Below are 26,950 nucleotides of genomic sequence, written 5' to 3' on the forward strand. Positions count from 1 at the left end.
GAGTGTTATGACGATCGGAGTGGAGCCGGTGGAGCGACCGGGGGCCGCCTTCGGGAGGGCCGGTGTCGATGGTTCGGTCGTTGTGGAACTCGATGGGGCGTGCGGGCATTCGCGGGAGCGGATCGGGGGGAAGGCGTGGAGCGTTGATCATATGCGGGGATTGGGGTTGCCGGTGCCGCCCGCATTCGTGCTGACGACCGAGGCATGGGCAGAATTCGGGGCCAACGGCGGGGTGCTGGGCGCGGAGATCTGGGCGGGGGTGCGAAACGGTATCGCCGCGTTGGAGCGTGGGACGGGGCGGCGCTTCGGGTCCGCCGAGCATCCGTTGCTGGTGTCGGTGCGGTCCGGGGCCGCGGTGAGTATGCCGGGGATGATGGATACCGTGCTGAATCTGGGGATGAACGACTCGGTCGAGCGGGCGCTGACCGCCGAGACCCGAAATCCCGGATACGCCGGTGATACTCGGCGGCGGTTCGTCAGCCAGTATCGGGAGATCGTGCTCGGTGATCCGAATGGCGTGGTGCCGGAGGATCCGTGGGAGCAGTTGCGTGGCGCGGTCACCGCGGTGTTCCGTTCGTGGGATTCCGCGCGGGCCAAGACCTATCGGCGCACCCGGGGTGTTTCCGACTCGCTCGGTACCGCGGTCACGGTGCAGGCCATGGTGTTCGGAAATCTCGACGCGGTCTCGGGGACCGGTGTGCTGTTCAGCCGGAATCCGAATACCGGTGCGCGTGCGGTCTTCGGCGAGTGGCTGGTCGGCGGGCAGGGTGAGGATGTCGTCTCGGGACGCACCACTCCGCGCCCGCTCGACGAGCTCGCGGTGACGCTGCCGGAGGTGCACCGCCAATTGCTCGCCGCCGCCGAGCTGCTCGAGCGTGACGGTCACGATATCCAGGACATCGAGTTCACCGTCGAATCCGGTCGCCTGTGGCTGTTGCAGTCTCGACCGGCGAAACGCTCTGCGCGCGCGGCGGTTCGCGCCGCCGTCGCCATGGTCGACGAGGGGCTCATCGATGCCGATGAGGCATTGCGCCGCGTCGGGGCCGACCAGGTGCGCACCGTCCTGCTACCCGCATCGGGCGACGACACCGGGCTGCGGCCCCTTGCCCAGGGCGAATCCGCGTGTCCGGGACTCGCTACCGGCATTGTGGTCACCGATCCCGATGAGGCCGAAACCCGTTCCGCCGCAGGCGAGCACGTGATCTTGGTGCGCCCCACCACCAGCCCGGACGATCTGCACGGGATGATCGCGGCGCGGGCCATCGTCACCGAACTCGGCGGCGCTACCTCGCATGCCGCGCTGGTCAGCCGGGAGCTGGGCCGTCCGTGCGTAGTCGGCTGCGGCGCCGGGGTTGTCGAGGCATTGGCCGGTCACGTCGTCACCGTCGATGGCGGGGCGGGCACCGTGTGGCCGGGACAAGTGAGCGGAAAGGCGGTGGATGCCTCGGTAATCGAGGATGTCGAACGACTCGCACAATGGGCGCAGGTCGACTCGGCCGAGCTGCCCGAGTTCCTGTCGAAACCGAACGAAGATCGCTCAGCGACAACTGATTCCGATGCGGCGAATTCGCCGGTCCCCCGAGAAATCAACGGCATCGAAGTCTCCGAACTCGCCGTACTGCGCCTGATCGGCATCAAGGGCCGAGTACAACCGGACGCCATCGCCACCAGCCTCACGATCGCCGAGGCCGAAGCAGCCACGCGCACTGCTGATTTCGTGACGCGCGGGCTATGCGCCAGCACACCCGTTGGCATCCGTTTGACCCCGCAGGGACGCGAACAACTGGGCCGACTTCTCGAACACGAGCGCGCCGATCTCGACCGCAGCGACCTCGCCGCGGCCTACGATGAATTCTGCGAGTTCAATGCCGAGCTGAAAGCAGTCATCACGGCCTGGCAGATGAAGGACGCGAGCACAGTGAACGATCATTCCGACAACACCTACGACGCAGCGGTTTTGGCGCGCTTGACCACTCTGCACCACGGCGTCGCGCCCCTCGTCGAACGCATCGGCACCATCGCGCCCCGCCTCGTGCCGTACACCGATCGCTTGGCCCGTGCCGTCGAGCGGATGAACGGCGGCGACCACAACTGGGTGGCTCGGCCGATCATGGACAGCTACCACACGGTGTGGTTCGAATTGCACGAAGACCTCATCGGTCTGTGCGGCCTGAGCCGCGCCGACGAGGCCGCCGCGGGCCGAGCCCACTAGCGCGATGTTCACCGACAGCGCCCAGCGGCGATGGGTAGAGTTCGCCCAAATCGATAACGTCCGCGACCTCGGCGGACTCCCGGTGATCGGCGGCGGCACAACCAGATTCGGCGTCGTCTACCGCTCCAGCACACCCCAGCACCTCACCGAGGACGATCTGGCCGTCCTGACCGGGCCGGTCGGCCTGCGCACGCTGATCGACCTACGCAACCCGGACGAGGTGCTGCGCGAGGGCTACGGCCGACTGACCGGCAGCGCGGCGGTGCGCATGGTCAATCTCCCGGTGCGCAAGGCGACAAACGTCGTCGCCACCCCCGCCGAGTTGGTTCCGGACGGTAGCCAGTACGACCTGGTCGCGCTCTACCGCGAACTCCTCACCGGCAGTGGCGAATCCATCGTGGCGGCGGCCCGGCTCATCGCCGATGCCGAACGTCACTCGGTCGTCTTCCATTGCGCCGCAGGCAAAGACCGCACCGGCATCCTCGCGGCCGTGGTGCTGGATGCGGTGGGCGTCCCGGCCGACGCCATCGCCGCCGATTACGCACTGACCGGCGAACGCCTGGAACGCATCCGCGAACGCCTGGACGCGCTTCCGTCCTATCACGGGCTGCCACCGGTCCGGACCGGCATCCTCGCGGTCGATCCGGATGTGATCATCCGGTTCCTCGAGGAATTGCACACCGCCCAAGGCGGGGCGGCCGAATGGCTGCGCAGCAACGGACTATCCGGCGCAGAACTCGCCCAACTCCGCGCGGTGCTGGTGGACGCCGCGTAGTCCCCGCCGTGGCGACTGTTCATCCGGAATTACCGCCGAAGGTCCAGTATGGTCACCAGCGTGCACGACGACGTCGACTACACGAAGCTGGCCACCCCCGCCGAGAAGAAGAAGTACGCCAAGCAGAACAGCTTGATGTACGGCGGGCTGATCGCCATCGGCGTCGTCATCCTGCAGGGTTTCCTCACGGCCTCGCCGCTGGGCGTCTCCGGGCGGATCTCCATGATCGCCTTCGCGATCTCGCTGCCATTGCTCGCGGTGCTGCTGATGCTGGACGAATGGCAGTCCGGCGAACAGGCGCCGAGCCCGAGCATGACCGACGATGCGGCCAAGGCCATCGCCCTGCTCAGCTCGCTCGTCGGCGTCGTCGCGGCGTTCTGGCATATCGACTGGAGCGCGGGCGTCGCGGTGATCGCTGCCGGGGTGGTCGCGCTCGGGGTCTACGGAACGCATTTCAGCAGTACCAGCTTCAGCCAGGCGGTATTGCGGCGTAACCAGCAGCGGTCCGCCCAGGCCGCACCTGCGACGACAACGCCACAACCGACGGCGCCACAACCGACGGCGCCACAACCGCAAGCTTCGCAACCGCTGGCCCCGCCAGCAGCTCAATCCAGTGCTCCCGGGCCGTCAACGGACCAGCCCGAGGCGCCCCGCCCCGAGCCAACGACATCCGCGCCGACAACTGCCGGACCAGCAACGCCCGAGACAGCAGCTACGGAGCCCGCGACGCCGGAATCCACAGCGCCGGAGTCATCGACACCGCAGACCACACCGCCCGAGCCAACGACACCCGCGTCCGACCCGACATCGCCCTAGCCAACGGGCGGGGTTGAGCCGCGCCTGAGCCGACGACGCCCAGACCAGCGCGCCCAGACAGCGCTACCGGGGCCAACGGCGCCCGAGCCAACAACACTGGAGCCGATCAAGCGCCGGGTCACAGGGCCCCGAGCTAACGACACCGGCCTACACAGCACAGCCTTCGAGCCGGGGCAGGGCATCCTCGAGCAGCTGAAGCCCCGCGATCGACGCCACCATCATCCGACTCCTCCGACGAAACGCCTCGCAGCACGCACCAACCACCTGACCCGCGACATCTCAATGTTTCAGACCTGACCTCGGCGAGGTCCGCGCACGTCATCATGGGCTGTATGGCAACGCGCGAGGTGGTGAGAGCGGGCGCGTTCACGAGGATCTACAACCCCGGCGACGGCGAGTCACAGCCCTGGTACATCAACGACCACACCATCGTCCGCGAGGAATCCGGCCGCTGGCACCTGTTCGGCATCACCCACCCCGAGCCCGCCGACCCGTTCCACGAAACAGAATTCGCCCACGCCACCGCACGCCAACTCCACGGACCGTGGACCAAGCGGCCATCCGCCCTGACCGTCGATCCCGGCTACGGCGAAACACATCTCTGGGCACCGCATGTCATCGGCGTCGACGGCCGCTACTACATGTTCTACGCGGGCGGCGGCACCGACCGCACCACCGCCGCCGTCAACCTCGCCACCTCCACCGACCTGTTCCGCTGGACAAGAAGCCGTGCCGGACCACTGTTCCTCGACGGCTACGACGCCAGGGATCCGATGGTCGTGCGCATCGGCGAGAAATGGGTCATGTACTACTGCGCCACCAGTGCACCGCGCGGCGGACACCACGTCGTCGCCTACCGCACCAGCGGCGATCTCGTGCACTGGGGCGACCGCCATATCGCGTACACCGACCCCACGATCGGCACCGAAGCGGGCAATACCGAATCCCCGTTCGTCGTGCACCACAGCGGCTGGTGGTACCTGTTCATCGGTCCGCGCCCGCACTACGTCGGCACCGACGTATTCCGCAGCGATAACCCCTTCCGGTTCCGCATCGGCGACAAGGTCGGCCATATCGCCGCGCACGCAGCCGAACTCGTGCCCGACGACAGTCGTTGGTGGATCACCAGCGCGGGCTGGGCCCAGGGTGGTGTCCATCTCGCACCACTCACCTTCCCCACCCCGCGCCCCGTTACCGCGGCCGTTCCCCGCTGAGCGATCGAACCATGCCCGCCACGAGCACCCTGATCTGCTCGAATGACGCTTCGGAGACCGCCGGTGCGCCGACCACCGTGCGCAGGACCCCCAAACCGAGCAGCAGCGCGCCGATCAGTTCCGCACGCAAGGCGCCGTCCGCACCGCCCAGGCGTGCGGCCATCTCGCCCAGATAGCCATCGCAGAGTTGCGCGCGCAACTGGTCACGCACGACATCATGACCGGCAGATCGTAGTCCGGCCACCAGTGGATGCTCACCGCCGAATTCGGGCCAGTCCGCGAAGACGACATCGCGCAGCAGCGCATCAGCGATCGATACGACCGGGCGATGTCGATCGGCCGCAACGTTTTTCGGTATCTCGATATGCATCGCCTCGGCATAGAGCTGTTCCTTGGAACCGAAGTACCGGAACACCAGCGCCGGGTCGACGCCGACATCACCAGCGATATCGCGGACGCCGGTCCGGTCGAATCCGGTCGTGGCGAAACGGATCCGGGCGGCGTCCAAGAGAGCGGATCGGGTGGCGGCACGGTCGCGCCGACGGCTCGGCGCTGCGTTTTCGGTCATTTAGTCACCATAAGTCACCGATTGTTGACTTGCGTCCGGTGGCCTTCCTAGCCTCGATGTCATCGGCCGATGACTCATCCGAAAACGATTCGAGGAGAAGCGATTCGATGCGCACCTACGTGATAACCGGCGGCACAGACGGCATGGGCAGGGGGCTCGGCCGCGCCTTCCTCGGCCGCGGCGACCGGGTGCTCGCGGCGGCCAGCGGCGCGGCCAAGGGCCACCGATTCCTGCGCGAGGCGGCCGAACTCGACGCCGCCGACCGGGCGAGCTTCATCCAGGCCGACCTCAGCACGCTCGCGGGAATGCACAAGGTCATCGCGGAAGTCGCGGCGGTCACCGATATCGTCGACGGCGTCGTCTTCGGCGCACAGAACTTCCGGTCCGAACGCCAGGAGACCGCCGACGGCTTCGAATACACCTTCGCCCTGGTCTACCTGAGCCGCTATGTCATCGGGCACGGACTCTTCGACGCATTGGAACGCGCCGAAGCCCCGGTCATCATGAATATCGCGGGCCCGGGCGGACTGCCGGGCACCATCGAATGGGACGATCTGCAGCTTCGGACCGGATTTCGCGGCATGCGCGCGGCCATGCAGTCCTCGCGCTGCATCGACCTGCTCGGCGTCGCATTCGCGCAACGTCATCCGGGAGCCCGCACGCGATATGTGCTCTACAACCCGCTGATGGTGCGCACCGCCATGGCCGACCCGCTGCCGAGGGCGCACCGCATCCTCACCAAGACGTGGCTGCTGCTCGCCGGTCAACCGGTGCGCAAGGCCATCGTCCCCATCGCCGAACTGATCGACCATCCGCCGACCGAACCACTCGCCGCATTCCGACGCCGCACGCGACTCGCCTTGGCGGGCAAGGATTTCGATCCGGAGCGCGCCCGGCGGCTCGATACGATCACGGCCGATTTGGTCGAGAGCCGGGTCACCGGCGGATAACGACATCGAACCCGCTCGCCCGAAGCCGACCACCGGCGGCCCTCTTCGGATAGATAATCCTGGAAGGGGGCCTGCGCGTTGGGAGGCGGTCGGGATGGCGCGGATCGGGGTTATGAGCGTGTCCGACGGGCGTGATTACGTGCACGCCGGGATCGCGGAGTTCATCGAGTCGGCCGAGGATCGGCTGGTCGCCGGGTTGCAGGCGGCCGGGCACGAAGTGATCCGGGGTGCGGCCCAGATCAGTACGAACGCACTGGCCGGCTCGGTGGCACGCGAGGTGGCCGCCGCCGGTGTGGATCTCACGGTGCTGCACTATGCGGTCTGGGCGTTCCCGCACTTCACCATGCTGGCCGCGGGTGCGACACCGGGTCCGCTGCTATTGCTGTCCAATATCGATCCGGTGCAGCCGGGCATGGTGGGCATGCTGGCCGCGGGCGGTGCGCTGGATCAGATCGGCCGCGCGCACACCCGGTTGTGGGGCGATCCGGCCGATACCGAGCTGATCGAGGCGATCGGCAGCCGGGCGAGCGCGGCAGCCGCCGTGTCGAGCTTGCGCGGCAGCACTTTCGGCCGCTTCGGCGGCCGGCCGATGGGGATGAATACCGCCGTCGCCAATACCGATCAGTGGCAGCGCCTGTTCGGCATCGATGTCGAGGAGATCGACCAGTGGGAGATCGTCCGTCGCGCCGAGCAGGCCGATGCCGGTGAGGCGAAAGGGGCGCGAGAGTGGTTGGAGCACAATACCGCCGGTGTGCACTACGACGGCGTGAAGCTCACTCCGGAGTTGCTGGAACGCCAGATTCGCTCGTATCTGGCCGTGCGTGAGCTGATCGACGAGTGGCGGCTGGACTTCTCCGGTATCAAAGGCCAACCGGAGCTCACCCAGTACTTCGCCACCATGGATATCACCGAGGCGTTCCTCAACGACCCCTACGATTGGAACGGTCCCAAACAACCCCACGTGTGTGCGACCGAAGCGGATATGGACGGCGCACTCACGATGCGGCTGCTGCAGCAGATCACGCACACCCCGGTGCTTTTCGCCGATGTCCGGCATTATCACGCCGACCGCGATATCTGGGATCTGTGCAATTCGGGTCAGCACGCCACCTGGTTCGCCGCCCGCAGCGACGAGCCGACCGAGAATCTCGCCAACGTACATCTCTATCCGGAAGTCTTCTTCTTCCCGGCGGGCGGTGCGTCGGTGCACCATCTGGCCGCGCCCGGGCAAATGACTCTGGCCCGCCTGACCCGCAAGGACGGCGACTACCGAATGCAGTTGATGCTGGGCGATTTCGAATCCTATGACCAGGCGACCAATGAATCACTGATGAAACAGTCCACCTGGGAATGGCCGCATGCCTTCGCCCGGTTGGACGCGCAGGCCGATGATTTCCTGTCCCGCTTCGGCGCCAACCATATTCACGCCGTCCCCGGCGACCATCGGGCCACCGTCCGGGCCGCCTGCGATCTCCTCGATATCACCCTCGACGAGTTCACCCGATGACGGGCGCATTCCTCGGCGTCGATATCGGGACCTCCAGTTCCAAGGGCGTCCTGGTCCGGCCGGACGGCACCGTTATCGCCAGAGCCGAACGAACGCACGGCGTTTCGACACCGCGTCCGGGTTGGGTCGAACACGATGCCGAACACATCTGGTGGGCGGAGTTCCGCGCGATCACCCGCGAACTCCTCGACGCGGCCGACGGCACGGCGCTCGACGCCCTCGCCGTCTCCGGCATCGGACCGTGCCTGCTGCCCGCCGACGCCGCCGGACACCCCCTGCGCCCGGCCATCCTCTACGGCGTCGACACCAGGGCAACAGCCGAAATCGCCCAAATGAACTGGGAATTCGGTGCCGCGGCGGTACTCGAGCGCGGCGGTTCACCGTTGACCAGCCAGGCCGTCGGCCCCAAGTTGCGCTGGCTGGCCCGGCACGAGCCGCAGGTCGCGGCGCGTACCGAGATGCTGTTGATGGCGAGTTCATTTCTGGTGCACCGGCTTACCGGACGCTATGTGCTCGATCATCAATCGGCCAGCCAATGCGCCCCGATGTACGACCTGCGCCAGCGATATTGGGCGTACGACTGGGCAGCAACGGTTGCACCCGGTCTGAATCTGCCCGAATTGGCCTGGCCCACTGAGATTATCGGCAAGGTGAGTGCGGCGGCCGCATCGGCGACCGGGCTCCCCGCCGGGCTGCCCGTCACCACCGGAACCATCGACGCCTGGGCCGAGGCCGCCAGTGTCGGTGTCCGGGCACCCGGCGACGCCATGATCATGTACGGCACCACCATGTTCCTCGTGCAGGTGCTCACCGATCCCCGCCCGCATCCCGGCCTCTGGCTCACCTGCGGCGCCTGGCCCGGCACCTACACCTCGGCGGCGGGCATGGCGACCTCCGGCGCGGTCACCGATTGGCTGCGCAAACTCGTCGGCGGCGACTTCGCCGACCTGGTGGCCGAGGCCGCCGAGGTTCCGGCGGGCAGTCGCGGCCTGCTCGCGCTCCCGTACTTCGCGGGCGAGCGCACACCGCTGTTCGACCCGGATGCACGGGGCATTATCGCTGGCCTCACCCTCGGACACGGACGTGCCGAGCTGTATCGGGCGGTGCTCGAGGGTATCGCCTACGGCGTGCGGCACAACCTCGAAGCCATGGCGGGCGGCCAGGCCCCGCGACTGGTCGCGGTCGGCGGCGGGACCAAGGGCGGGCTGTGGACCCGGATCGTCAGCGATGTGACCGGCCTGCCGCAGCAACTACCGGCCGATACCGTGGGCGCCTGCCTCGGTGACGCACTGCTCGCGGCCGAGGCCGTCGGCGTCGATACCGCGGGCTGGAATCCGATCATCGGCATGGTGGAGCCCGATGCGGATAGTGGCGCGACCTATGGGTCGTACTACGGCCGCTACCGCGAGTTGTACGAAGCCACCGCGGATATAGCGCATTTTCTGGCGGCGGAGCAACACCGATCCGCTCACCTCCCGTAAAGCCGCCACCCATGCGAAGATGCAGCGTTGCATACAGGACAGCTATCGCGAGGACCTCGATGCCGACAATGACCGTGACCCGAAACAATTTCGACGCGACCGTCGCGAACAGCCATATCGTGCTGATCGATTGGGGTGCGCAGTGGTGTGCGCCGTCGCGCCGATTCGCCGAGGTCTTCGCGGCATCCGCGGATCTGCATCCCGAAATCGTCTACGGCACAGTCGATATCGATGCCGAGAAACAACTGACCGAAATTGCCGGTATCTCGGCCTACCCGACGCTCATGGCTTTCCGCGAGGGCCTGCTGGTCTATTCGGAGGCTGGTGCCCTGCCCGCGGAAACGATGGAGGAGTTGGTGCAGCAGATCCTCTGGCTGGATATGGACCAATTCCGGCGCGAGCTGGCGCAGCTCTCGGCGAGCGTCTCGGTCGGCGAACCCGAACAGCCGCCGACCACCATCGCCTACCAGAAGCGCGCGGGCCACGCCGCGGTCACCGATCGATACGGCTGGCCGGGGCTGTGACGGCATCGGAGCTCTGGCGGCTCGACGCCGCACGGACCCGCTCGATCAGTGCGGAGAATCCGACCGGCTCCCCCGGCGCCGGGGGACGCGCGACCGAGGGCACCGGAGCACATGCGGCACGGCTACTCGGACCCGGCTGGAAAATCTCCCCCTCCATTCACCTCGATGCTGGCGAAACCATAACGCTCGCAGATATTTCCGGCTCCGGCGTGCTGCGCCACTGCTGGCTCACTACCGACCGCACGGTGCTGCGGCAACTCACCCTGCGCATGTACTGGGACGACGAACCCGAGCCAGCGATCGACCTGCCACTCGGCGATTTCTTCTGCAACGGCTGGGACGAACTGGCACTTGTGCAATCCGAGATGGTGGTGGTTGCGCCCGCCGGTGGTCTGAACAGCTTCTGGCCCATGCCTTTTCGTGAGCATGCCAGGATCACCCTGCACAACGGCAGTGACCGTGCGGTGCCGGTCTACTACCAATTCACCTATACCGAGGAAGATGTCCCCGACTCCGCCGGACATCTGCACGCGCTGCACCGCCACAGCACGCCACTCGGCTCGCCCGCCGTGCACACGATTCTCGACGCGACACCGGGTCCCGGCCGATATGTCGGTACCTACCTCGCGATTCGGCCCGGCGCACCGGGCTGGTGGGGTGAGGGCGAGCTGAAGTTCTACCTCGACGGCGACACCACCCATCCGACCCTCTGCGGCACCGGCACCGAGGATTACTTCGGCGGCGCGTGGAATTTCGATCTCGACGGCGCCTACCACACGTATTCGACGCCCTATCTCGGCCTGCACCAGGTCCTGCCGTCCGATGAGATCTACCAGCCGCATCAGCGATTCGGCATGTACCGCTGGCATATTCGCGATCCGATCTGCTTCCGGCAGGAGTTGCGCGTGACGATTCAGGCGCTCGGCTGGCACGACGACGGCACCTATCTGCCGCTGACGGAAGCCGATATCTCGACAACGGCGCTGTGGTACCAGAGCCGCCTAACCTCGGTCTAGCTCGTCATCATCCGGAACTTCCATGGCGAGCAGCTCGTCCGCGCGGCTCAACGCATCGTCCATCGCCGATTCGATGCCGTCCATGACCGAAAGTCCGTCCAGCAGACCGGACAACTCGCGTCGGGCGGCTTCCAACTCCGCAACCGCCGGATCGAGGCGATACCATCCGACACTCTCACGCCACCAAGCGTTTTCGTCGATCCACGCCCACATGACGTCGCGCACGAATCTGGCGTCAGGGGTGTACATCTGGAAACACTCGTCCGATGCGGCCGCACGGTGCTCGAGTTCGTACACGCCGTCGGGCAGCAGGCGTGCCTGGATGTAGGCGTGCTCGCCGCGTTCGACCACGATCGCCGGATATTCCGGATCGGGTGGTTCGCGCAGCAGATCGTCGAGCAGCGGATCCGTCAGGGCGGGCAGTGTGGTTCCGTCGCCCGTGCGGACGTGCACGTCGGCGTGCTGGTCCGGGTCGTCGTTCACCGCGACAGTCTGCCTCATCCGAAAATCCGCCATGCGAGCGGAGCGAAATGCGACGCAGCGGCGGGGGTCGGGTGCAAGGTAGTGCTATGCGCGCGGTCGTGATCGAGACGCCTGGGAAAATCGCCGTGCAGAACGTGCCGGATCCGACACCGAAGCCCGGCGAGGTCGTCGTGCGGGTGGATGCGGTGGGGATCTGCGGCACCGATGTGCATATCGCCGATGGCGAATTCCCGCCCACACCGTATCCGATCGTGCCGGGTCACGAGTTCGCCGGTGCGGTGGTGGCGCTGGGCTCGGGCGTCGGTGGTGTGCGGATCGGCGACTCCGTCGCGGTGGATCCGTCGTTGTTCTGCGGGGCGTGTCATTACTGCGCGATCGGGCGCGGGAATCTGTGCGAACGGTGGGGCGCGATAGGCGATACCGTCGACGGCGCGATGGCCGAATACGTCGCGGTGCCTGCCGCGAACTGCTATCGGCTGCCCGAGACGCTGTCGACCGCGCACGGTGCGCTCGTCGAGCCGCTGTCGTGTGCGGTACATGCGTTCGACGTGCTGCCGCGTCCGCTGGGCGCGCACTATCTGCTGTACGGCGCGGGCACCATGGGACTGCTGATGTTGCAGCTGGCGCGGGTCGCGGGGGCCGCGTCGGTGTCGGTGGTCGATATCAATGCCGCGCGACTCGCGGTGGCCGTCGACCTCGGCGCGGACGCCACCGCCACAACCGCCGACGAATTCGACCGCCCGCAGGGTTGGGAGGTGGTCATCGACTGTACGGGCGCGATCGCCGCCATCGAGAACGGACTCGGCCGGGTACGCCGGGGCGGGGTGTTCCAGCAGTTCGGAGTGGCGCCGGGCGCGGCGACCGCGGCGATCTCACCGTTCCGGATCTACAACGACGAGATCACCATTGTCGGCTCGATGGCCGTACTGCACAGTTTCGGCCGCGCGGTGGAACTCATGGGCAAGGGTGTGATCGATGCGAACACCATGATCACCCACGGCTTCGGATTGGCCGAATTCCCCGATGCGCTACAGACTTTCCGAGGCGGCACCGGCCGCAAGATCCAGCTCAGGCCGGATGCCTGATGGCCACCGTCGCGGGGGTGGACAGCTCCACCCAGTCCTGCAAGGTCGTGCTGTGCGATGCCGACACGGGCGAGATTCTGGACGAAGCCCGCGCCCCGCACCCGGACGGCACCGCGGTACCCGCCGAATCCTGGTGGCAGGCACTGTGTTCGGCGGGCGACGGGTTGCTGGACCGGGCCGATGCGGTGGCGATCGCGGGCCAGCAGCACGGGTTGGTCGCACTGGACGCCGACGGCCATCCGGTCCGGGATGCGTTGCTGTGGAACGATATCCGATCCGCCGACGCGGCCGAAGAGTTGATCACCGAACTCGGCGGCCCGCAAATGTGGGCCGATGCCGTCGGCAGTGTGCCGCTGGCGGCATTTACCGTCGCCAAGCTGCGGTGGCTGGCCGATCATGAACCCGAACATGCCGACCGCACACACCGGGTGTTGCTTCCGCATGACTATTTGACCTGGCGTTTGCGCGGTGGGCCGTCCGATCCCACCGTCGAACCGACCACTGATCGCGGCGACGCCTCTGGTACCGGCTATTGGTCGCCCGCGACCGGTCTGTACCGCAGAGACTTGCTTGCCCATGCCTTCCGGGATCGAACACCCGAACTCCCCCGTGTCGCCGGTCCCGCCGAAGTGGTCGGACGCACTCCTGCGGGCGCGATCGTCGCGGCGGGCACCGGCGACAATGCTGGTGCCGCACTGGGTTTGGGCATCGCGGACGGTGACGTCGTCATCTCACTCGGCACCAGCGGGACCGCCTACACCCGCGCCGCCGCACCCAGCGCCGACGCCACCGGGGCCATTGCCGGATTCGCCGACGCGACCGGCGCATTCCTGCCGCTGGTTTGCACACTCAATGCCGCCCGCGTATTGGACGCCACGGCCGAGCTGCTCGGCGTCGACCTCGCAGGCCTGGAAACCCTTGCGCGCCAGGCACCGCCGGGATCAGAAGGGGTCGTCATGCTCCCCTACCTCTCCGGCGAACGCACCCCGAATCTGCCGAATGCCACCGGCAGTCTGCATGGTCTGCGACCGGAAACATTGCGCCCCAGCCATATTGCGCGCGCCGCTGTCGAGGGCATGCTCTGTAATGTGGCGGACGCGCTCGACCACCTACGCACCGCTGGAATCCCGATGCAGCGCGTCTTACTGATCGGCGGTGCGGCCCGCTCCGCCCTGGTCGCCGAACTCGCCGCCCAGATCTTCGGACTCACGGTCACGGTTCCGAAGCCGAACGAATACGTCGCCCTCGGAGCCGCCCGACAGGCCGCGTGGGCTCTGGGTGGCGACGCACAGCCGCCGAGTTGGCCCGCACATACCCTTGCCGAGGTCCGCTCGCCCAGCGACGACGGGATCGGCAGGCGGATCCGGACGACGTACGAGAACGCACGACAGGCCCTCTACGCTCGATGAATACGGTGCAGCGGGAAACACCGTTGGACGTATTCGCGATGTTGTAGTAGAAGTACCACCGCAGGCCATCGAATGAGGACCGATGGCGCCGCACCCCGGGGGATCATCATGGAATCCGCGCACGCACAGCGCCGTCGACTGGTCGTCTATGTCGCCGGTCTTTCCGAACCGCCGCATGCGGCGAAGGATCTATTCGACAAATTGCGCCACGAGCCCGGATACGGGCCGGACGAGGCCGTCTACTGGCAATTCCCGGAGCCGGTCACCCGGCTGAGCCGAGGGAGCCTGACCGCGCGCTGCCGCGATCTCGCCGATCGCGTCGACGCCTACTGGACCGGACCGCGCCAGACCGAAGAGATCGTCCTCATCGGACACAGCATCGGCGGCGTCATGCTCCGCTACGCCTTCCTGCAGGCACTGCGCGGTCTCGACGGTCCGCAATTGGCCTGGGCCGACGCCGTCTCCCGCATCGTGCTGCTCGCCGCGCCGAATCGCGGCGTCGATCTGGACCGCGCGCCCTGGCCGTTCCGGATGCTGGCCAAGGTACTGGTGCCGCTGCTGCAGACGTTCACGGTCTTGGAGATGCTCTGCGGTTCACCGTTCATCACCAATTTGCGCATCCAATGGCTGCGCGAAATCGCCGATCTCGGCGATAAGGCACCGACTGTCGTACAGGTGCGCGCACGCAACGACTGGGCGGTGAACAGCGAAGACAGCCGCGATCTGGAAACCCTGCCGACCGGCGTGCAGAAGCTCATGCCCAATGCGACACACGCCGATATCGCCTGCACCAGACGCAAGGTCCGCGAGGATTACACCGGACAGCGCTACGACATTCTGCGCTGGGCCATTACCGAGGACATCGAATCCACCAACCCGAGCCCGCTACCCGAGCACGAGGCGACCATCAAATCGGTGGTCTTCGCCCTGCACGGCATTCGATCGGGCAATGGCGAATGGCCGAACGAACTCGAGCGGAAACTGCACGAGCTCGAATCGGACGTGCTGGTGGTGACACCGTCCTACGGGCGGCTGTCGGCCTACAACTTCGCGCTGCCGTTCACCCGACGCCGCAATCTGCGCTGGTTCGCCGATCAGTACAGCTACCACCTGGCCCGGCATCCCGGCATTCCTTTCCACTTCGTCGGGCACAGCAATGGCACCTACCTGTTCGGGCAATCGCTCAAGCAGATACCGGCCCTGGCATTCCAGAACGTCTTCCTGGCGGGCAGTGTGCTGCCCCGCGAATTCGACTGGGTGGAATGCGCCGACAGCGGGCAGGTCGGCTCGCTGGTGAATGTGTGCGCCAGCGCCGATAAGCCGGTCGCCTGGTTGTGCAGCGCATTGCGCGGACTCGGCATGCGCGATGTCGGGGTCGGCGGTTTCACCGGATTCGATTCGGTTCCGCCAGGCACGCTCCAGGTGCGCTACATCAAGGGCGGGCACGGCGCGGCCCTCGTTGCCAAGCGGCTACCCGGTGTCGTCGGCTATGTCCACGACGGTGAGGCGCCCTGCGAAGCCGACCATGCCACCCCGGGCAAGTTCTTCGAGCTGATGTCGCGTTTCGCGCCGGTCGCGACCTGGTTGGCGGGTGGGGCGCTGATCGGCCTCGGCTGGCTCTCGGTCGCCATGCTCGGCCCGCTGGTCGGCCTCGGCATCATGGCCGGAATGCTGGTGGCGACCTACCTGGCGCTCGAGGTTGCCTGACTTTTTTTCGAGAGGCCGACGCCGACCCGTGCGACGATGTAGGAGATACCGGTAGTACCGGTATCTCCTACATGGATGTGAGGGCTGAGATGGCTCGGTGCGATGTGGTGATTCGCGGCGGATCGGTATTCGACGGGCTCGGCACACCGCCGCGCGTCGCCAATATCGGGATCGCCGACGGCCGGGTCACCGTGATCAGCGCCTCGGCATTGCCCGACGGCGCGCGGAACGTGGATGCGGCGGGCAAATGGGTGATGCCCGGAATGCTCGACGTGCATACGCATTACGACGCGGAGGTGCTCGGCAACCCTGGTCTCGGTGAGTCCGTACGGCACGGCGTCACCACCGTGGTGTTCGGGAACTGTTCGCTGTCGACGGTGTATTCCGAGGCCGAGGACTGTGCCGATATGTTCGCCCGGGTGGAGGCACTGCCGTGGGATGCGGTGCATGCCGCGGTCAAGGAGCACAAGGACTGGGACGGTCCGCATGCCTACGCGCGCGCCCTCGCCGCACGCCCGCTCGGTGCGAATGTGGCTGCGCTACTGGGACATTCGGATATGCGGGTCGCGGTGATGGGGCTGGCTCGGGCCGTGGACGCGGCGGTGCGGCCGACCGAGGCGGAACTGGACCGCATGCGTGAGATGCTGTCCGACGCACTCGATGCCGGTTTCCTCGGACTGTCCACCATCCGCAGTTCGTTCTCCAAATTGGAGGGCGTGCGCTTCCCGACCCGACAGCTGCCGTCGACGTATGCCACTTGGCGCGAATATCGAGCGCTGAACGACATTCTGCGGCAGCGCGATCGGATCCATCAGAGCACACCCAACCTGACGGCCCGCGTCGAGCTGGCGCGCTACTTCGCCGAGAGCGCGGGACGCCCGTTCCGCAAGCCGCTGAAGACCACCCTGATCGCGGGGATGGACGTCAAGGCGGACCGCACCGTCGCGCGGGCCGCCACGACCGCCGCCTGGATCGCGAATACCGTCGGCGGAGCGCAATTCCGTTGGCAGCATCTGCCGGTGCCGTTCGAGGTGTACGCCGATGGCGTCGATCTGGTGGTGTTCGAGGAATTCGGCTCCGGCGTCGCTGCGCTCAATATCCGCGATGTGATGAAGCGCGGTGAACTGCTTGCCGACGAGTCCTACCGTCGGCAGTTCCGCAAGGACCTCGGCAAGAAATACGGTCCCCGCGTATGGCATCGCGACCTCTACGACGCCCAGATCGTCGCCTGCCCGGATCCCGGGGTCATCGGCAAGTCCTTCGGCGAGGTGGCCGACGAGCGCGGCATCCACCCGGCCGATGCCCTGCTCGACCTCACCGTCGAGCACGGTGCCCAATTGCGTTGGCGCACAGTCATCGCCAATGATCGCGACGAGGTGATGGACCAGCTCCAGTGCTCCCCTGTCGTCCAGGTCGGCTTCGCCGATTCCGGTGCCCACCTACGCAATATGGCCTTCTACAACTTCGGCCTGCGCATGCTGGAGCGCGTCCACCGGCGCGCCTTCATGCCGCTCGAGACCGCGATCCACCGCCTGACCGGCGAACTCGCCGACTGGTACGGCCTGGACGCGGGCCGTCTGACCGAAGGCTCCCGCGCCGATATCGCGGTCATCGACCCCGCCGGATTCGACGGCTCCAGCGCCGCCTACGCCGAAGCCCCCGTCCCCGGTATCGATGGCCTGGACCGCATGGTCAACCGCAACGACCGCGCCGTCGCCGCGACCATCGTCGGTGGTCACCTGCTGTACGAATATGGCGACTTCGCACCGGGTTTCGGCACCACGATCCAGGCGGGCACCTTCCTCGAAGCGAGGTGACCTACTCGGCGGCGGGAGTCTCGTGCACCGAACGCCAAAGATAGCCGTGGTCGGCAATGATCAAGATCGCGGTCACCAGGCGGCGGGTCCGTAGCTCGCCCATCTGGTTCTCCGCCGTGAAACGCACGCTGACAACCGTCCCGCCGCGAGCCAGCTCCTCGATATCGGAAACCTCGATCACCAACCCCGGCTGAGTATTCCGAGCCGACCACACCCCAGCCAACAACGTATCGCGATCGACAACCTGCCCGACCGTGGTCACCGCCGAGAACCGCTCATCCAGCGCATTGGCGAACCGATCGAAAACCTTCGGCGGCGCGTCCACCCCCATCCACTCGGCCAAATCCCAGTGCAACCCCGCAACCACACCCACCAAACCTGGATCCACAGCCCTCATCATCTCGGTCTCCACCCCCACCCGCACCCCCAACACACCAAAACTGGACAAACGATCACGTGGAGACTACGGCGGCAAATCGCGAGTAGCCCCCACCACCAGTGCCACCTGATCTTGATTGTGTCAGTGGATGGGTTACCGCGCGGCGGTGGCGCCGGCTTTGCGGCCGAAGAAGGTTGCGTCACCTAGGGAGGTGCCGCTGATGTAGCCCTCGCCGTGGAGGCCGGAGCTGGCGCGGCCGGCTGCGAACAGGCCGGGGATGGGGAGGCCGTCGAGGTCGAGGACTTGGCCGTCGAGGGTGGTGTGCAGGCCGCCGAGAGTGAAAACGGAGGCGCCGGTGCCGCGGCGGTCGCCGGATTCCGAGGGTGGGCGGACGCCTGCTCTCACGTCGATGGCGGCCAGCGGGGGTGTCAGTGGGCGCAGCCAGCGCGGTGCCTTGTGGAAGTCGGGATCGGTTCCGCGCGAGGCGAATTCGTTGTAGCGGCTGATCGTGGCGGTGAGTGCGCCGGGCGGCAGGGCGAGTAGTTCGTCGAGTTCGTCGATGGATTCGGCGACGTGGGTCGGGCGCACACCCCAGCGTTCGCGTTCGGGCACCTCCTCGTAGCCTCGCTCGTCGAGCACCACCCAAACGTTCATATCGTGACCGAAGAGCGCGGCCTGGCCGATGCGGCCCGGATAGGTGTCCTCGTTGACGAAGCGCTGGCCGCGACGGTTGACGATCATGCCGCGTGCGGCGAAGCCCGGAATCAGCGAGGCACCGACCTGACCGGCCGACATATGCCGCACGGCGGCGCCGACGGCCTGTGCGATGCGGATGCCGCTGCCGTCGTCGGTGCCCGCGCTCACCTTGGTGTGGCCGAGCAGACGCGGCGCGTGGGCGGTGAGCATATCGTCGTTGTCGACGAAACCTCCAGTGGTGAGCACACATCCGCGTCGAACCCGAATTGTGAGCTCCTTGCCGAAGTGTCGAGCTACCACGCCGACCACCGAGCCATCTTCGCCCAGGATCAGATTCGTCGCGTAGGTGTCGTATCGCGCTGTCACACCGGCAGATTCGGCTGCCGAAACCAGGCAGTCCAGCAGCAGCGTTCCGCCGAAGTCGTTCGCGGTAGGACGGTGCCCGCGCGGGGCGGGAATAGCGATTTCGGTGAACGGCCAACTGTTTTCGCCGAGCCACATCAGCCCGTCATCGGTCGGCGGCACCCAGGCGGGCGCATCCCAGAGGCTGGGTTTGAACGGCACACCGCGATCGACGAGCCAGTGGAAATGCGCCACGCTGCGCTCGCTGTAGTGCACGATCTTCGCCACATCCGCGCCCGGCCCGAGCGCCGCCACCAGGAATGCCGCCATTTGCTCGGGACTGTCGTCGAACCCGCACGCCCGCTGGATCGGCGTACCGCCGCCCAGGTAGAGCTCGCCGCCTGACAAAGCCGACGCACCACCCGGCCCACCGGCCCGATCCAGCACCACAACCTCGGCACCGGCCGTCGCGGCCTCGAATGCGGCGCAAGCCCCCGCACTGCCGTAGCCGACGACCAGCACGTCGGTCTCGATGTCATAGGACTTCACCTCGGCGGCGGCACGCGGCGCGACCGATCTGCGGACCGTCATGGCATCGAGGCTGCGCGCGTCCACCGGATGACGGAATCGATCATCTCGGTGGTCGAGCCGGGTACTCCCGGTCAGTGGGACTTGCACCGATCGCGGCGGCCCGCACTCGCGATGGTGTGTGAACGGCGTCACGTTCGCGTATCCCGGCGCCAGTGAGGAGAGGAAATCGATGCGGGTCCTGGTCACCGGAATCACCGAGCCGAGCGGTCGCACGGTGGCGCGCATGTTGTTGGCCGCCGGGCACGAAGTGGTCGGGCTGGACCAGCGGCGGCATCGCTACATCGATCCACGGGTGCGGCGCACGACCGACCACACCGACGCTGTCGACGGCTGCGCGAGCGTCGTACATCTGGCGGCGAGCGGGCTCGCCGAAATTGCCGCCGCCGCACGCGAAGCCGGTGCCCGGGTGGTGGTTCCAGTCGGTCCCAGCTCGCCAGGGCTTTCCGACGACAAGGCGCTGGCGGTGCTGCGCGCGTCGGGCGCGGACAGCGTGCTGGTGCGCGCCGCGCCGATTGCCGGGCGCCGCGTCGGGCACGAAACCCGCCGGGCACTCGGACCGATTCTCGGCTCGAAGTCCGACGCCGGATTCCAGCTGCTGCACAGCGACGATTTCGACCGCTTCCTGGTACTGGCCGCCACCGCGCTGCCATCCGGTCATCGCGAAAATGGGCTCGAGATCGTCGAACTCGCGGCTTCCGGCGTGGTGACCACCGACGAGGTGCGCAGCATGATGCGCGAAGCGGGTGTACGGTACTCGGCCCGGGTGCCCGGCCGGTCCGACCGCCACGCTCTCCTGGATGTCACGGTCGCACAGGAGAAGTGGGGCTTCCGCTGCGGCTGGACGGCAGGCGAGGTCATCGCCGATCTGGTGCGCGGGATGATCGGCCGCAAGCCCGGCAACGGTGGCTTCCGCACGCGCAAGGGCGCAATCCCGTTGCCGTCACACGTGATTCCATCCCGCGCCGCCACATCGGACAACCATCCGCTCACCGATGTCGCCCCGGAAGGTCTCGAGGGCGAATTCGACGATCGGGTCGACGAGCGCTACCCGGTGCACACCGCGACCAATACTTCCGAGGCGCTGCCCGGCCCCATGACACCGCTGACCATCGACCTGCAGGCCGGTGCCATTCGCCTCAGCAACGAGGCCATGGGCGAGATGATCGCCCTCGACGGAATCGCCTTGGAACACTGGACGAGTCGGGTCACCACGGTGCTCGGCCACCACATCTACATCAATGCCTCGATCGGCGTACTCGCGGCCGAGAATATGCCGGGCTGGGATGAGGAGAGCATCCGCCGCGACGCCTATGGCAATATCCCGGCCGAAATCGCCCTGCAGCCGCATGGCAAGCCGCCGATGCCGACCGGGCTCGCCAGCACGCTGGCGACGGGGCGCGCGACCTCCCGCGTCATCGCCACCGCCCGCCGTTTTGTCGCGACAGCCGAGCTGATCAATGCCGCATCTCATGCGGAAGCGTTGAGCGCGAACGAGATTCGTGAACTTTCCGATGAGCAGTTGCACGTCCGCGCCCTGCTCTGGCGCGATCGTCTGCTCCAGGCGTGGCAGGCCGCGGCGATCGGTGTGATGATGACCGGCGCCGCCACCGCCATCCACGCACGTGGCAAGGATGCCGGCGAGGTTCCGATCGACCTGACCCGGTTGGAATCGGCGAAACCCATGCTCGCGGTGGAGCGCCTGGCCGAATTCTGTCGCGCCGACACCGATCTCGCCGAGTTGGCGCGCGCCGGTGATATCGATGCGACGCGGGCGAAATCACCTGCTTTCGCCGCCGCGCTCGACGAGGAGCTGGCGAAGGTCGGGCACCGAGGTCCCGGTGAATGCGAACTGATCAACCCGACATTCGGCGACCGCCCCGCTCTCTTGGTGAGCGCCGCCGCACGCGCCGCGCAGATGCCGGCGCCCAAGCGTGCAGCCGTGGATTCGTCGCCGAGTCGCACGGCTCGGATGGCCGCCGGAGCTACCGTTGCGCGGGAACGCGCACGCGACGGCGTCGTCCGGATCACCCACTGCCTGCGACTCGCCGTGCGCGAGCGCGCCGATCGGCTCGTTCGAGCCGGTCGATTGCGCGAGATCGACGACGCCTGCTATCTCACGCTGGACGAAATCTTCTGTCTCCCTGCGGATGCGGCCGGCAAGGTGGCCCGCAGGCGCGCGGAACGCACTCGACTGCAGACCATCAGGATGCCCGATGTCATTGCCGGACAATGGGAACCGGTCCCCGACGCGGCGGCGCTTACTGCCGACGAAAGCCTGACCGGCATCGGCGTCTGCGCCGGTGTGGTGGAGGGCCGGGTGAAGCTGGTGCTGTCGCTGGATGACGATATCGAGCCCGGCGACATCCTGGTCGCCGCGGTGACCGACACCGGCCACACCGCCATGTTCGCCTACGCCGCCGCCGTGATCACCGATATCGGCGGATCCGCATCCCATGCCGCGATCGTCGCCCGCGAATTCGGCATTCCCTGTGTCGTCGACACCAAGACCGCGACCACCAGCCTGGCCGACGGCCAGCGCGTGCGCGTGGACGGCGCGGCCGGGACCGTCACGCTGCTGGCCGACTGAGCGCGGCCCGAACTCGGGTCGCAGACTTTGATGAAAGGAACACCCCTCGTGAAGAATTCGCGCGCTTTCCGCGGCACGATCGCGGCCGCGGCCGCTGTGCTGGTCGGCGCTCTCCCGGCGCTGGCCGGACCGGCATCGGCGGGTCCGGCGCTCTCGGGGCCGGTCGTGCCGGTGCTGCGGTCCCCGGGCCAGGCCGATCGGCCGGTGGGTTTGGCACATGCGCCGAATGCCCGCGACATCGGCGGCTATCCGGCCAAGGGCGGCAGCAAGCTCGCGACCGGTGTCGTGTACCGCTCCGACGCGCTGGCCAAACTCGATGCGAGCGAACAGCAGAAGCTGGTGTCGCTCAACATTACTCAGGTCATCGACTTCCGCAGCCCCACCGAAACCGGTCGCGATCCCGATAAGCTCCCGGCATCGATCCGCCGCACCGAACAGCCGGTCTACGATCCGGCCAACGACTTCTACCTCATGGTGGCGCGACTGATCCAGGCCGGACCGGCCGCCCAGCAGGAGGCGCTCGGCGACGGCAAGGCCGCCAAGATCATGCGCGACTACTACGCGTGGTTCGTTTCGAACCCCACCGCGCGCGCCCAGTTCGCCCAGGCATTCAAGGACATCGCGACCGCGCAAGGTGCGGTGCTGTACCACTGCACGGCGGGTAAGGACCGCACCGGCTGGATGACCGCGATCCTGATGAGCGCGCTGGATGTTCCGAAGGGGCAGATCTACAGCGACTTCCTGGACTCCAACGACAACTTGGCGGCCGGGAACAAGGCGCTGCTGGACGGGCTCGTCGCCCAGGGCTTGGTGACCGATCGTGCGCTCTGGGAGCCGATCCTCGGTGTGCAGCACGAGTTCCTGGACGCGGCGTTCGACCAGGTCCAGGCGTCCTACGGCTCGTTCGACAGCTTCCTCGGCGACGGTCTCGGGATCGACGGCACGACGCTGGCGGCGCTGAAGGCGAAGATGCTGAACTAGCACTGAGCTTGTGCCGGTGTCACCGCGAAGGTGGCACCGGCGCTGTGAATCTCTCGGCCGCATCGCCGCGCACACTTCCCGCGGGCAGCGTCCGGCCGCACAACACCAGCAGCAGATCCTGGGCCGAACCCGCGAGCACCGAACCCGAGCCGTAGGTGAAATCGAGATCATCGGCCCGCAGTTCGATCCCGTCCAGGTCGACGCCGAAGAAGTTGACACTCTTCGGCGAGAGCGCGCCGAGCACCATTCGCATGCGCTCGGCCGGGACGACGCGGTCGAGCCCGAGTGCGACGGTGATATCCAAACCGTGGATGACATCGTGACTCAGCGCACCCGCGTACCCGCCACCCGGCGGCTTCCACGGATGATCCACATTGTCGCGCACCGCGGCGACCAGATCCTCGGCAGTCAGCACCGCCGCAGCCGATCGCGCGCTCCTATCCGCCATCTTGTTGAAATTCCCACGCGCCTCGAGCATTTCGAGTGCGAACCGCGGCATGGACATCCGAAACGGCATGGTGATATGGGCAACCACCTCCCGCACCCGCCATCCGGCACACAATGTCGGCTCATCCCACCGCTCACCCGCCAGCCCGGCCAGCAGTTCCGCCAACTCACCCCGCTCCGCCGCGATCGCCGCCCGCACCTCGATCTCCGTCATCACACCTCCTCCAACCCATAACCACCCCCTCCACAACCTACGACGACCCGCTCCCCCCGAATTCATCGCTCGCCCCGGAATTCAATCAAGATCAGGTGGCACTGGTGGCGGCGGACTACTTGGGCGTTTCGCCGCCATGGTTTCCCCGTGATCACTCGTCCAACCGAGGGCGCGGAGCGGTGTTTCCCAAGGATGGCAAGGGGATAACTTTGCTTGCTCGGGCGGCGGCGGCGACCATGCAAGTTCGCTGCTCTTCGGCGGATCGTGCGGGAAGGTGAGACGGATGCGGCTGATCTTGATCGATGGTGAAGCCGATGGTGGCGACGCCCTGGCGCAGGGGCTCGAACTGCACGGTCATCAGGTGGAGCGCAAGCATCGCGGGGCCGATCTGCTGCTGGCGCACCACGGCTATCACGCCGTTATCCTCGACATGGGGCTGCCGGATATGGACGGGTTGCAGGTGTTGCGCAAACTGCGCGAGGTCAGCTCGGTGCCGGTGGTGATCCTCGGCGAGCACGCCGATGAGCGTTCGATTGTGCTCGGGCTGCACAGCGGCGCCGACGACTATGTCGTCAAACCCGCGCGCATCGGTGAGTTGGCCGCACGGCTGGAGGCCGTCACGCGCCGGGTCGGCGTTGCCAGCGCGGCCCGGGGCAAGACGGTGACCAGCGAAGATGTTCGCGTAGATCTAGCGGCGCGGCGGGTCGAGGTGGCCGGGGAACTGGTCCCGCTCACCCGGCTGGAGTTCGAGTTGCTGCGGGTCCTGGCCGAGCGGCCCGGAATCGCGGTCAGCCGTGAGCAATTGATGGACTGCGTCTGGGGTGACTCGATGCTGGCGGTATCGCGGAAACTGTATGTGCATATGGCCTCGTTGCGCGCGAAGTTGGACCGCCCCGGGCTGATCACGAATATCCGCGGCTACGGCTATCGGTGGGGTCCGGACCCGTATGAGGCAACCGCCGCATCGAATTTGCTGCACGCGGTATAGACACCACCTCCGAGCGTTCCGATCACCGGGACTTCTCCCCGACGCGCCGCCACGGCCGCCATAGCGTCACAACTATGGCGTCGTCCGGCACACCGGTCGCGAGAACATAGGAGGACTCCCGTCATGGCCAATAAGGTGCTCGATCGGGTTCGGGATCTGCTCCCGGCAATCCGGGAGCGAGCCGCGGAGACCGATCTGCAGCGGCGGGTTCCGGTGGCGAGCATCCGGGAACTGACCGAGGCGGGGGTGTTCCGCATGCTGCAGCCATCGCGTTTCGGCGGCGACGAAGCCTCCCCGGTGGCGTTCTACGAGGTCATTCGCACGATCGCGTCGGCCTGCCCGTCCACCGGCTGGGTGTCGTCGGTGCTGGGTGTGCACCCCTGGCAGCTGGCACTTTTCCCACTGCAGGCACAGGAAGAGGTGTGGGGCGAGGATTCCGACACGCTCATCTCCTCCTCGTACGCCCCGACCGGTCGGCTCACGCCGGTCGAGGGCGGTTACGAGGTCAGCGGACGGTGGAGTTTCTCCTCCGGCTGCGACCATGCCCAGTGGGCATTCCTGGGCGCACTGGCCCCGGACGAGCACGGCAATCCCAAGGACTATCTGACAATCCTGGTGCCGCGCAACGACTATCGCATCGATGACGTCTGGCACGTGGTCGGCCTGTCCGGCACCGGCAGCAACGATATCGTCATCGAGAAGGCCTTCGTACCGCACCACCGCGCCTACAGCGCCACCGAGCAATCACAGCTGCGCGGTCCGGGCCAGGAAGCCAATCCCGCTGCGCTGTACAAGATTCCGTTCGCCGGCGTCTTCTCCAACACCATCACCGCGCCCATCATCGGTGCCGCACAGGGCGCGTACGAGGCGCATATCGAGCGGATGCGCGAGCGGGTCCGGCTGTCCTACGGCGGGCAGAAGGTGGCCGAGGACGCATTCGCCCATGTGCGGGTCGCCCGCGCGGGCTCCGAAATCGACGCGGCCATCCTGCAGATGGAACACAACATTTCCGAGCAACTGCGTTACGCCGAAGCGGGCGAGGAGATTCCGTACGAAACCCGGCTGCGCACCCGCCGCGATCAGGTGCGCGGCACCGAGCGCGCGATCCAGGCGATCGAGCTGCTGTTCGACAATTCCGGTGGCCACTCGATCCGCAAACCCAATCCGATCGAACGACATTGGCGCGACGCACACGCGGGCAGTGTGCACGTCATCAATGACGTCGAGCGCGCCCTCGCCATGTTCGGCCGCGGTGAATTCGGGCTGCCGGTCGAAGATCGGATGGTCTGATGGACGCAGCGGATACCAGTCGCCACATCACCGTCGACGGGCTGAAACTTCGCTACCACGAGGCGGGTTCGGGTCCGCCGCTGGTGTTGCTGCACGGTTCCGGCCCTGGGGTGTCCGGCTGGGCCAATTTCGGCGCGAACCTGCCGGTACTCGCCGAACACTTCCGCTGCCTGATCCTGGATCAGCCGGGCTTCGGCGCGAGTGAACGCCCCGAGGTGTACCAGCGCAACTATCTGCGCATCGCCGCCGACGCTGTGCTCGGACTGCTGGATCGACTCGAACTGCCGACGGTGCACCTGCTCGGCAACTCCATGGGTGGTGCGGTGGCGACGCTCGTCGCGCTCGAACACGCCCGGCGCATCGATCGGCTCGTGCTCATGGCGCCGGGCGGTGTCGGCGTCAATGTGCTGGGACCCGAACCGTCCGAAGGGATTCGGCGGCTGCTCGACTTCACCGGCGAGCCGACCCGGGAGCGGGTACTCGCCTGGCTGCGGACCATGGTGTTCGACGAGGCGGTACTCACCGACGAGCTCATCGAGAACCGATGGGCCGCCGCAGCGGATCCGACCGCCATCGCGGCGATCCGCGACGCCTACGCGACCTTCGCGAATCCCGCGTTCGCGGAACCGATTCCGCTGTGGGCGCGGCTGCGCGCGCTGCGCAACGAGGTGCTGCTGCTGTGGGGCCGCGATGATCGGGTCACTCCGGCCGAGGGTGCGCTGCTGCCGTCACGTCAGCTGCCGAATGCCGATCTGCGGCTGTTCGGGCGCTGCGGGCACTGGGTGCAGATCGAGCGCAGGGACGCCTTCGAGCGCGCGGTCGTCGACTTCCTGAACTCCGGCCTGTAGCGCCGATGCCGAGACGACATAGG

The 26,950-nt window shown here is 67.0% G+C and carries 23 protein-coding genes; 18 read left to right on the plus strand and 5 right to left on the minus strand.

The window, feature by feature from the left end:
* Positions 1–7 precede the first annotated feature (7 nt).
* The 4 genes from ACQPZ2_RS26145 to ACQPZ2_RS26160 all read left to right on the plus strand — a co-directional run bounded on the left by ACQPZ2_RS26145 (position 8) and on the right by ACQPZ2_RS26160 (position 5,017).
* On the plus strand, positions 8–2,212 hold the full coding sequence (locus tag ACQPZ2_RS26145; protein WP_433520861.1) for a pyruvate, phosphate dikinase: 2,205 nt from the start codon (positions 8–10) through the stop codon (positions 2,210–2,212).
* Between the two features lie 4 nt (positions 2,213–2,216).
* Complete coding sequence (locus ACQPZ2_RS26150) at positions 2,217–2,987, plus strand: tyrosine-protein phosphatase (RefSeq protein ID WP_433520862.1); 771 nt, start codon at positions 2,217–2,219, stop codon at positions 2,985–2,987.
* Between the two features lie 60 nt (positions 2,988–3,047).
* Entirely contained in the window at positions 3,048–3,803 is a 756-nt protein-coding gene (locus tag ACQPZ2_RS26155) for a hypothetical protein (protein ID WP_433520863.1), read from the plus strand.
* A gap of 332 nt (positions 3,804–4,135) precedes the next feature.
* Positions 4,136–5,017, plus strand: coding sequence for a glycosyl hydrolase family 32 (locus tag ACQPZ2_RS26160; RefSeq protein ID WP_433520864.1), 882 nt, complete (start codon positions 4,136–4,138; stop codon positions 5,015–5,017).
* Here the strand turns inward: ACQPZ2_RS26160 and ACQPZ2_RS26165 are convergent.
* The gene (locus ACQPZ2_RS26165) at positions 4,995–5,585 is read right to left on the minus strand and encodes a TetR family transcriptional regulator (protein WP_433520865.1); all 591 of its coding nucleotides are present in this window, start codon (positions 5,583–5,585) and stop codon (positions 4,995–4,997) included. The two genes, ACQPZ2_RS26160 and ACQPZ2_RS26165, sit on opposite strands and share 23 nt — an antisense overlap.
* A gap of 107 nt (positions 5,586–5,692) precedes the next feature.
* Between ACQPZ2_RS26165 and ACQPZ2_RS26170 the strand changes: the two genes are divergently transcribed.
* From ACQPZ2_RS26170 to ACQPZ2_RS26190, 5 genes are all read left to right on the plus strand, one after another.
* Positions 5,693–6,535 (plus strand): SDR family NAD(P)-dependent oxidoreductase, encoded by an 843-nt coding sequence (locus ACQPZ2_RS26170; RefSeq protein ID WP_433520866.1) that lies wholly within the window; start codon positions 5,693–5,695, stop codon positions 6,533–6,535.
* 94 nt (positions 6,536–6,629) lie between these two features.
* A complete protein-coding gene (locus tag ACQPZ2_RS26175) occupies positions 6,630–8,042 on the plus strand; it encodes an L-fucose/L-arabinose isomerase family protein (protein WP_433520867.1) in 1,413 nt (470 codons plus the stop codon).
* The gene (locus ACQPZ2_RS26180) at positions 8,039–9,523 is read left to right on the plus strand and encodes an FGGY-family carbohydrate kinase (protein WP_433520868.1); all 1,485 of its coding nucleotides are present in this window, start codon (positions 8,039–8,041) and stop codon (positions 9,521–9,523) included. The genes ACQPZ2_RS26175 and ACQPZ2_RS26180 overlap by 4 nt, the downstream gene beginning before the upstream one ends.
* 68 nt (positions 9,524–9,591) lie before the next feature.
* Positions 9,592–10,047, plus strand: coding sequence for a thioredoxin family protein (locus ACQPZ2_RS26185; RefSeq protein WP_433520869.1), 456 nt, complete (start codon positions 9,592–9,594; stop codon positions 10,045–10,047).
* Positions 10,044–11,063 (plus strand): glycoside hydrolase family 172 protein, encoded by a 1,020-nt coding sequence (locus ACQPZ2_RS26190; RefSeq protein WP_433520870.1) that lies wholly within the window; start codon positions 10,044–10,046, stop codon positions 11,061–11,063. Before ACQPZ2_RS26185 ends, ACQPZ2_RS26190 begins: the two co-directional genes overlap by 4 nt.
* Here ACQPZ2_RS26190 and ACQPZ2_RS26195 read toward each other — a convergent pair.
* On the minus strand, positions 11,049–11,564 hold the full coding sequence (locus tag ACQPZ2_RS26195; RefSeq protein ID WP_433520871.1) for a hypothetical protein: 516 nt from the start codon (positions 11,562–11,564) through the stop codon (positions 11,049–11,051). The two genes, ACQPZ2_RS26190 and ACQPZ2_RS26195, sit on opposite strands and share 15 nt — an antisense overlap.
* 68 nt (positions 11,565–11,632) lie before the next feature.
* Here ACQPZ2_RS26195 and ACQPZ2_RS26200 point away from each other — a divergent pair, with 68 nt between their 5' ends.
* The 4 genes from ACQPZ2_RS26200 (at position 11,633) to ACQPZ2_RS26215 (ending at position 17,564) form a co-directional block, all read left to right on the plus strand.
* Positions 11,633–12,631, plus strand: a complete 999-nt coding sequence (locus ACQPZ2_RS26200) for a zinc-dependent alcohol dehydrogenase family protein (protein ID WP_433520872.1) — start codon at positions 11,633–11,635, stop codon at positions 12,629–12,631.
* Positions 12,631–14,040, plus strand: a complete 1,410-nt coding sequence (gene xylB / locus ACQPZ2_RS26205; protein ID WP_433520873.1) for a xylulokinase — start codon at positions 12,631–12,633, stop codon at positions 14,038–14,040. Before ACQPZ2_RS26200 ends, xylB begins: the two co-directional genes overlap by 1 nt.
* 72 nt (positions 14,041–14,112) lie before the next feature.
* A complete protein-coding gene (locus ACQPZ2_RS26210; RefSeq protein ID WP_433520874.1) occupies positions 14,113–15,747 on the plus strand; it encodes a hypothetical protein in 1,635 nt (544 codons plus the stop codon).
* Positions 15,748–15,836: 89 nt separating this feature from the next.
* Entirely contained in the window at positions 15,837–17,564 is a 1,728-nt protein-coding gene (locus ACQPZ2_RS26215; RefSeq protein ID WP_433527529.1) for an N-acyl-D-amino-acid deacylase family protein, read from the plus strand.
* 1 nt (position 17,565) lies between these two features.
* On the opposite strand, the gene ACQPZ2_RS26220 is transcribed toward ACQPZ2_RS26215, so the two are convergent.
* Together ACQPZ2_RS26220 and ACQPZ2_RS26225 are read right to left on the minus strand one after the other, a co-directional pair.
* Entirely contained in the window at positions 17,566–17,964 is a 399-nt protein-coding gene (locus ACQPZ2_RS26220) for a hypothetical protein (RefSeq protein WP_433520875.1), read from the minus strand.
* Between the two features lie 132 nt (positions 17,965–18,096).
* Positions 18,097–19,572: an FAD-dependent oxidoreductase gene (locus tag ACQPZ2_RS26225; RefSeq protein WP_433527530.1), complete on the minus strand. Its 1,476-nt coding sequence runs from the start codon at positions 19,570–19,572 to the stop codon at positions 18,097–18,099.
* Between the two features lie 169 nt (positions 19,573–19,741).
* Between ACQPZ2_RS26225 and ACQPZ2_RS26230 the strand changes: the two genes are divergently transcribed.
* Positions 19,742–22,159, plus strand: a complete 2,418-nt coding sequence (locus ACQPZ2_RS26230) for a PEP-utilizing enzyme (protein WP_433520876.1) — start codon at positions 19,742–19,744, stop codon at positions 22,157–22,159.
* 48 nt (positions 22,160–22,207) lie between these two features.
* Entirely contained in the window at positions 22,208–23,140 is a 933-nt protein-coding gene (locus ACQPZ2_RS26235) for a tyrosine-protein phosphatase (protein WP_433520877.1), read from the plus strand.
* 19 nt (positions 23,141–23,159) lie between these two features.
* Here ACQPZ2_RS26235 and ACQPZ2_RS26240 read toward each other — a convergent pair whose 3' ends face one another.
* Positions 23,160–23,801 carry a maleylpyruvate isomerase family mycothiol-dependent enzyme gene (locus ACQPZ2_RS26240; RefSeq protein WP_433520878.1) on the minus strand — a complete coding sequence of 214 codons (642 nt, stop codon included), beginning with the start codon at positions 23,799–23,801 and terminating at the stop codon, positions 23,160–23,162.
* 283 nt (positions 23,802–24,084) lie between these two features.
* On the opposite strand from ACQPZ2_RS26240, the gene ACQPZ2_RS26245 reads away from it, so the two are divergent.
* From ACQPZ2_RS26245 to ACQPZ2_RS26255, 3 genes are all read left to right on the plus strand, one after another.
* Positions 24,085–24,789: a response regulator transcription factor gene (locus ACQPZ2_RS26245; RefSeq protein WP_433520879.1), complete on the plus strand. Its 705-nt coding sequence runs from the start codon at positions 24,085–24,087 to the stop codon at positions 24,787–24,789.
* 123 nt (positions 24,790–24,912) lie between these two features.
* On the plus strand, positions 24,913–26,079 hold the full coding sequence (gene hsaA / locus ACQPZ2_RS26250) for a 3-hydroxy-9,10-secoandrosta-1,3,5(10)-triene-9,17-dione monooxygenase oxygenase subunit (protein WP_433520880.1): 1,167 nt from the start codon (positions 24,913–24,915) through the stop codon (positions 26,077–26,079).
* Positions 26,079–26,927 carry an alpha/beta fold hydrolase gene (locus ACQPZ2_RS26255; RefSeq protein WP_433520881.1) on the plus strand — a complete coding sequence of 283 codons (849 nt, stop codon included), beginning with the start codon at positions 26,079–26,081 and terminating at the stop codon, positions 26,925–26,927. Before hsaA ends, ACQPZ2_RS26255 begins: the two co-directional genes overlap by 1 nt.
* The last annotated feature ends 23 nt before the right edge of the window (positions 26,928–26,950 follow it).

It is taken from the genome of Nocardia pseudovaccinii, from assembly GCF_050942345.1.
GTDB classification, from domain to species: domain Bacteria; phylum Actinomycetota; class Actinomycetes; order Mycobacteriales; family Mycobacteriaceae; genus Nocardia; species Nocardia pseudovaccinii.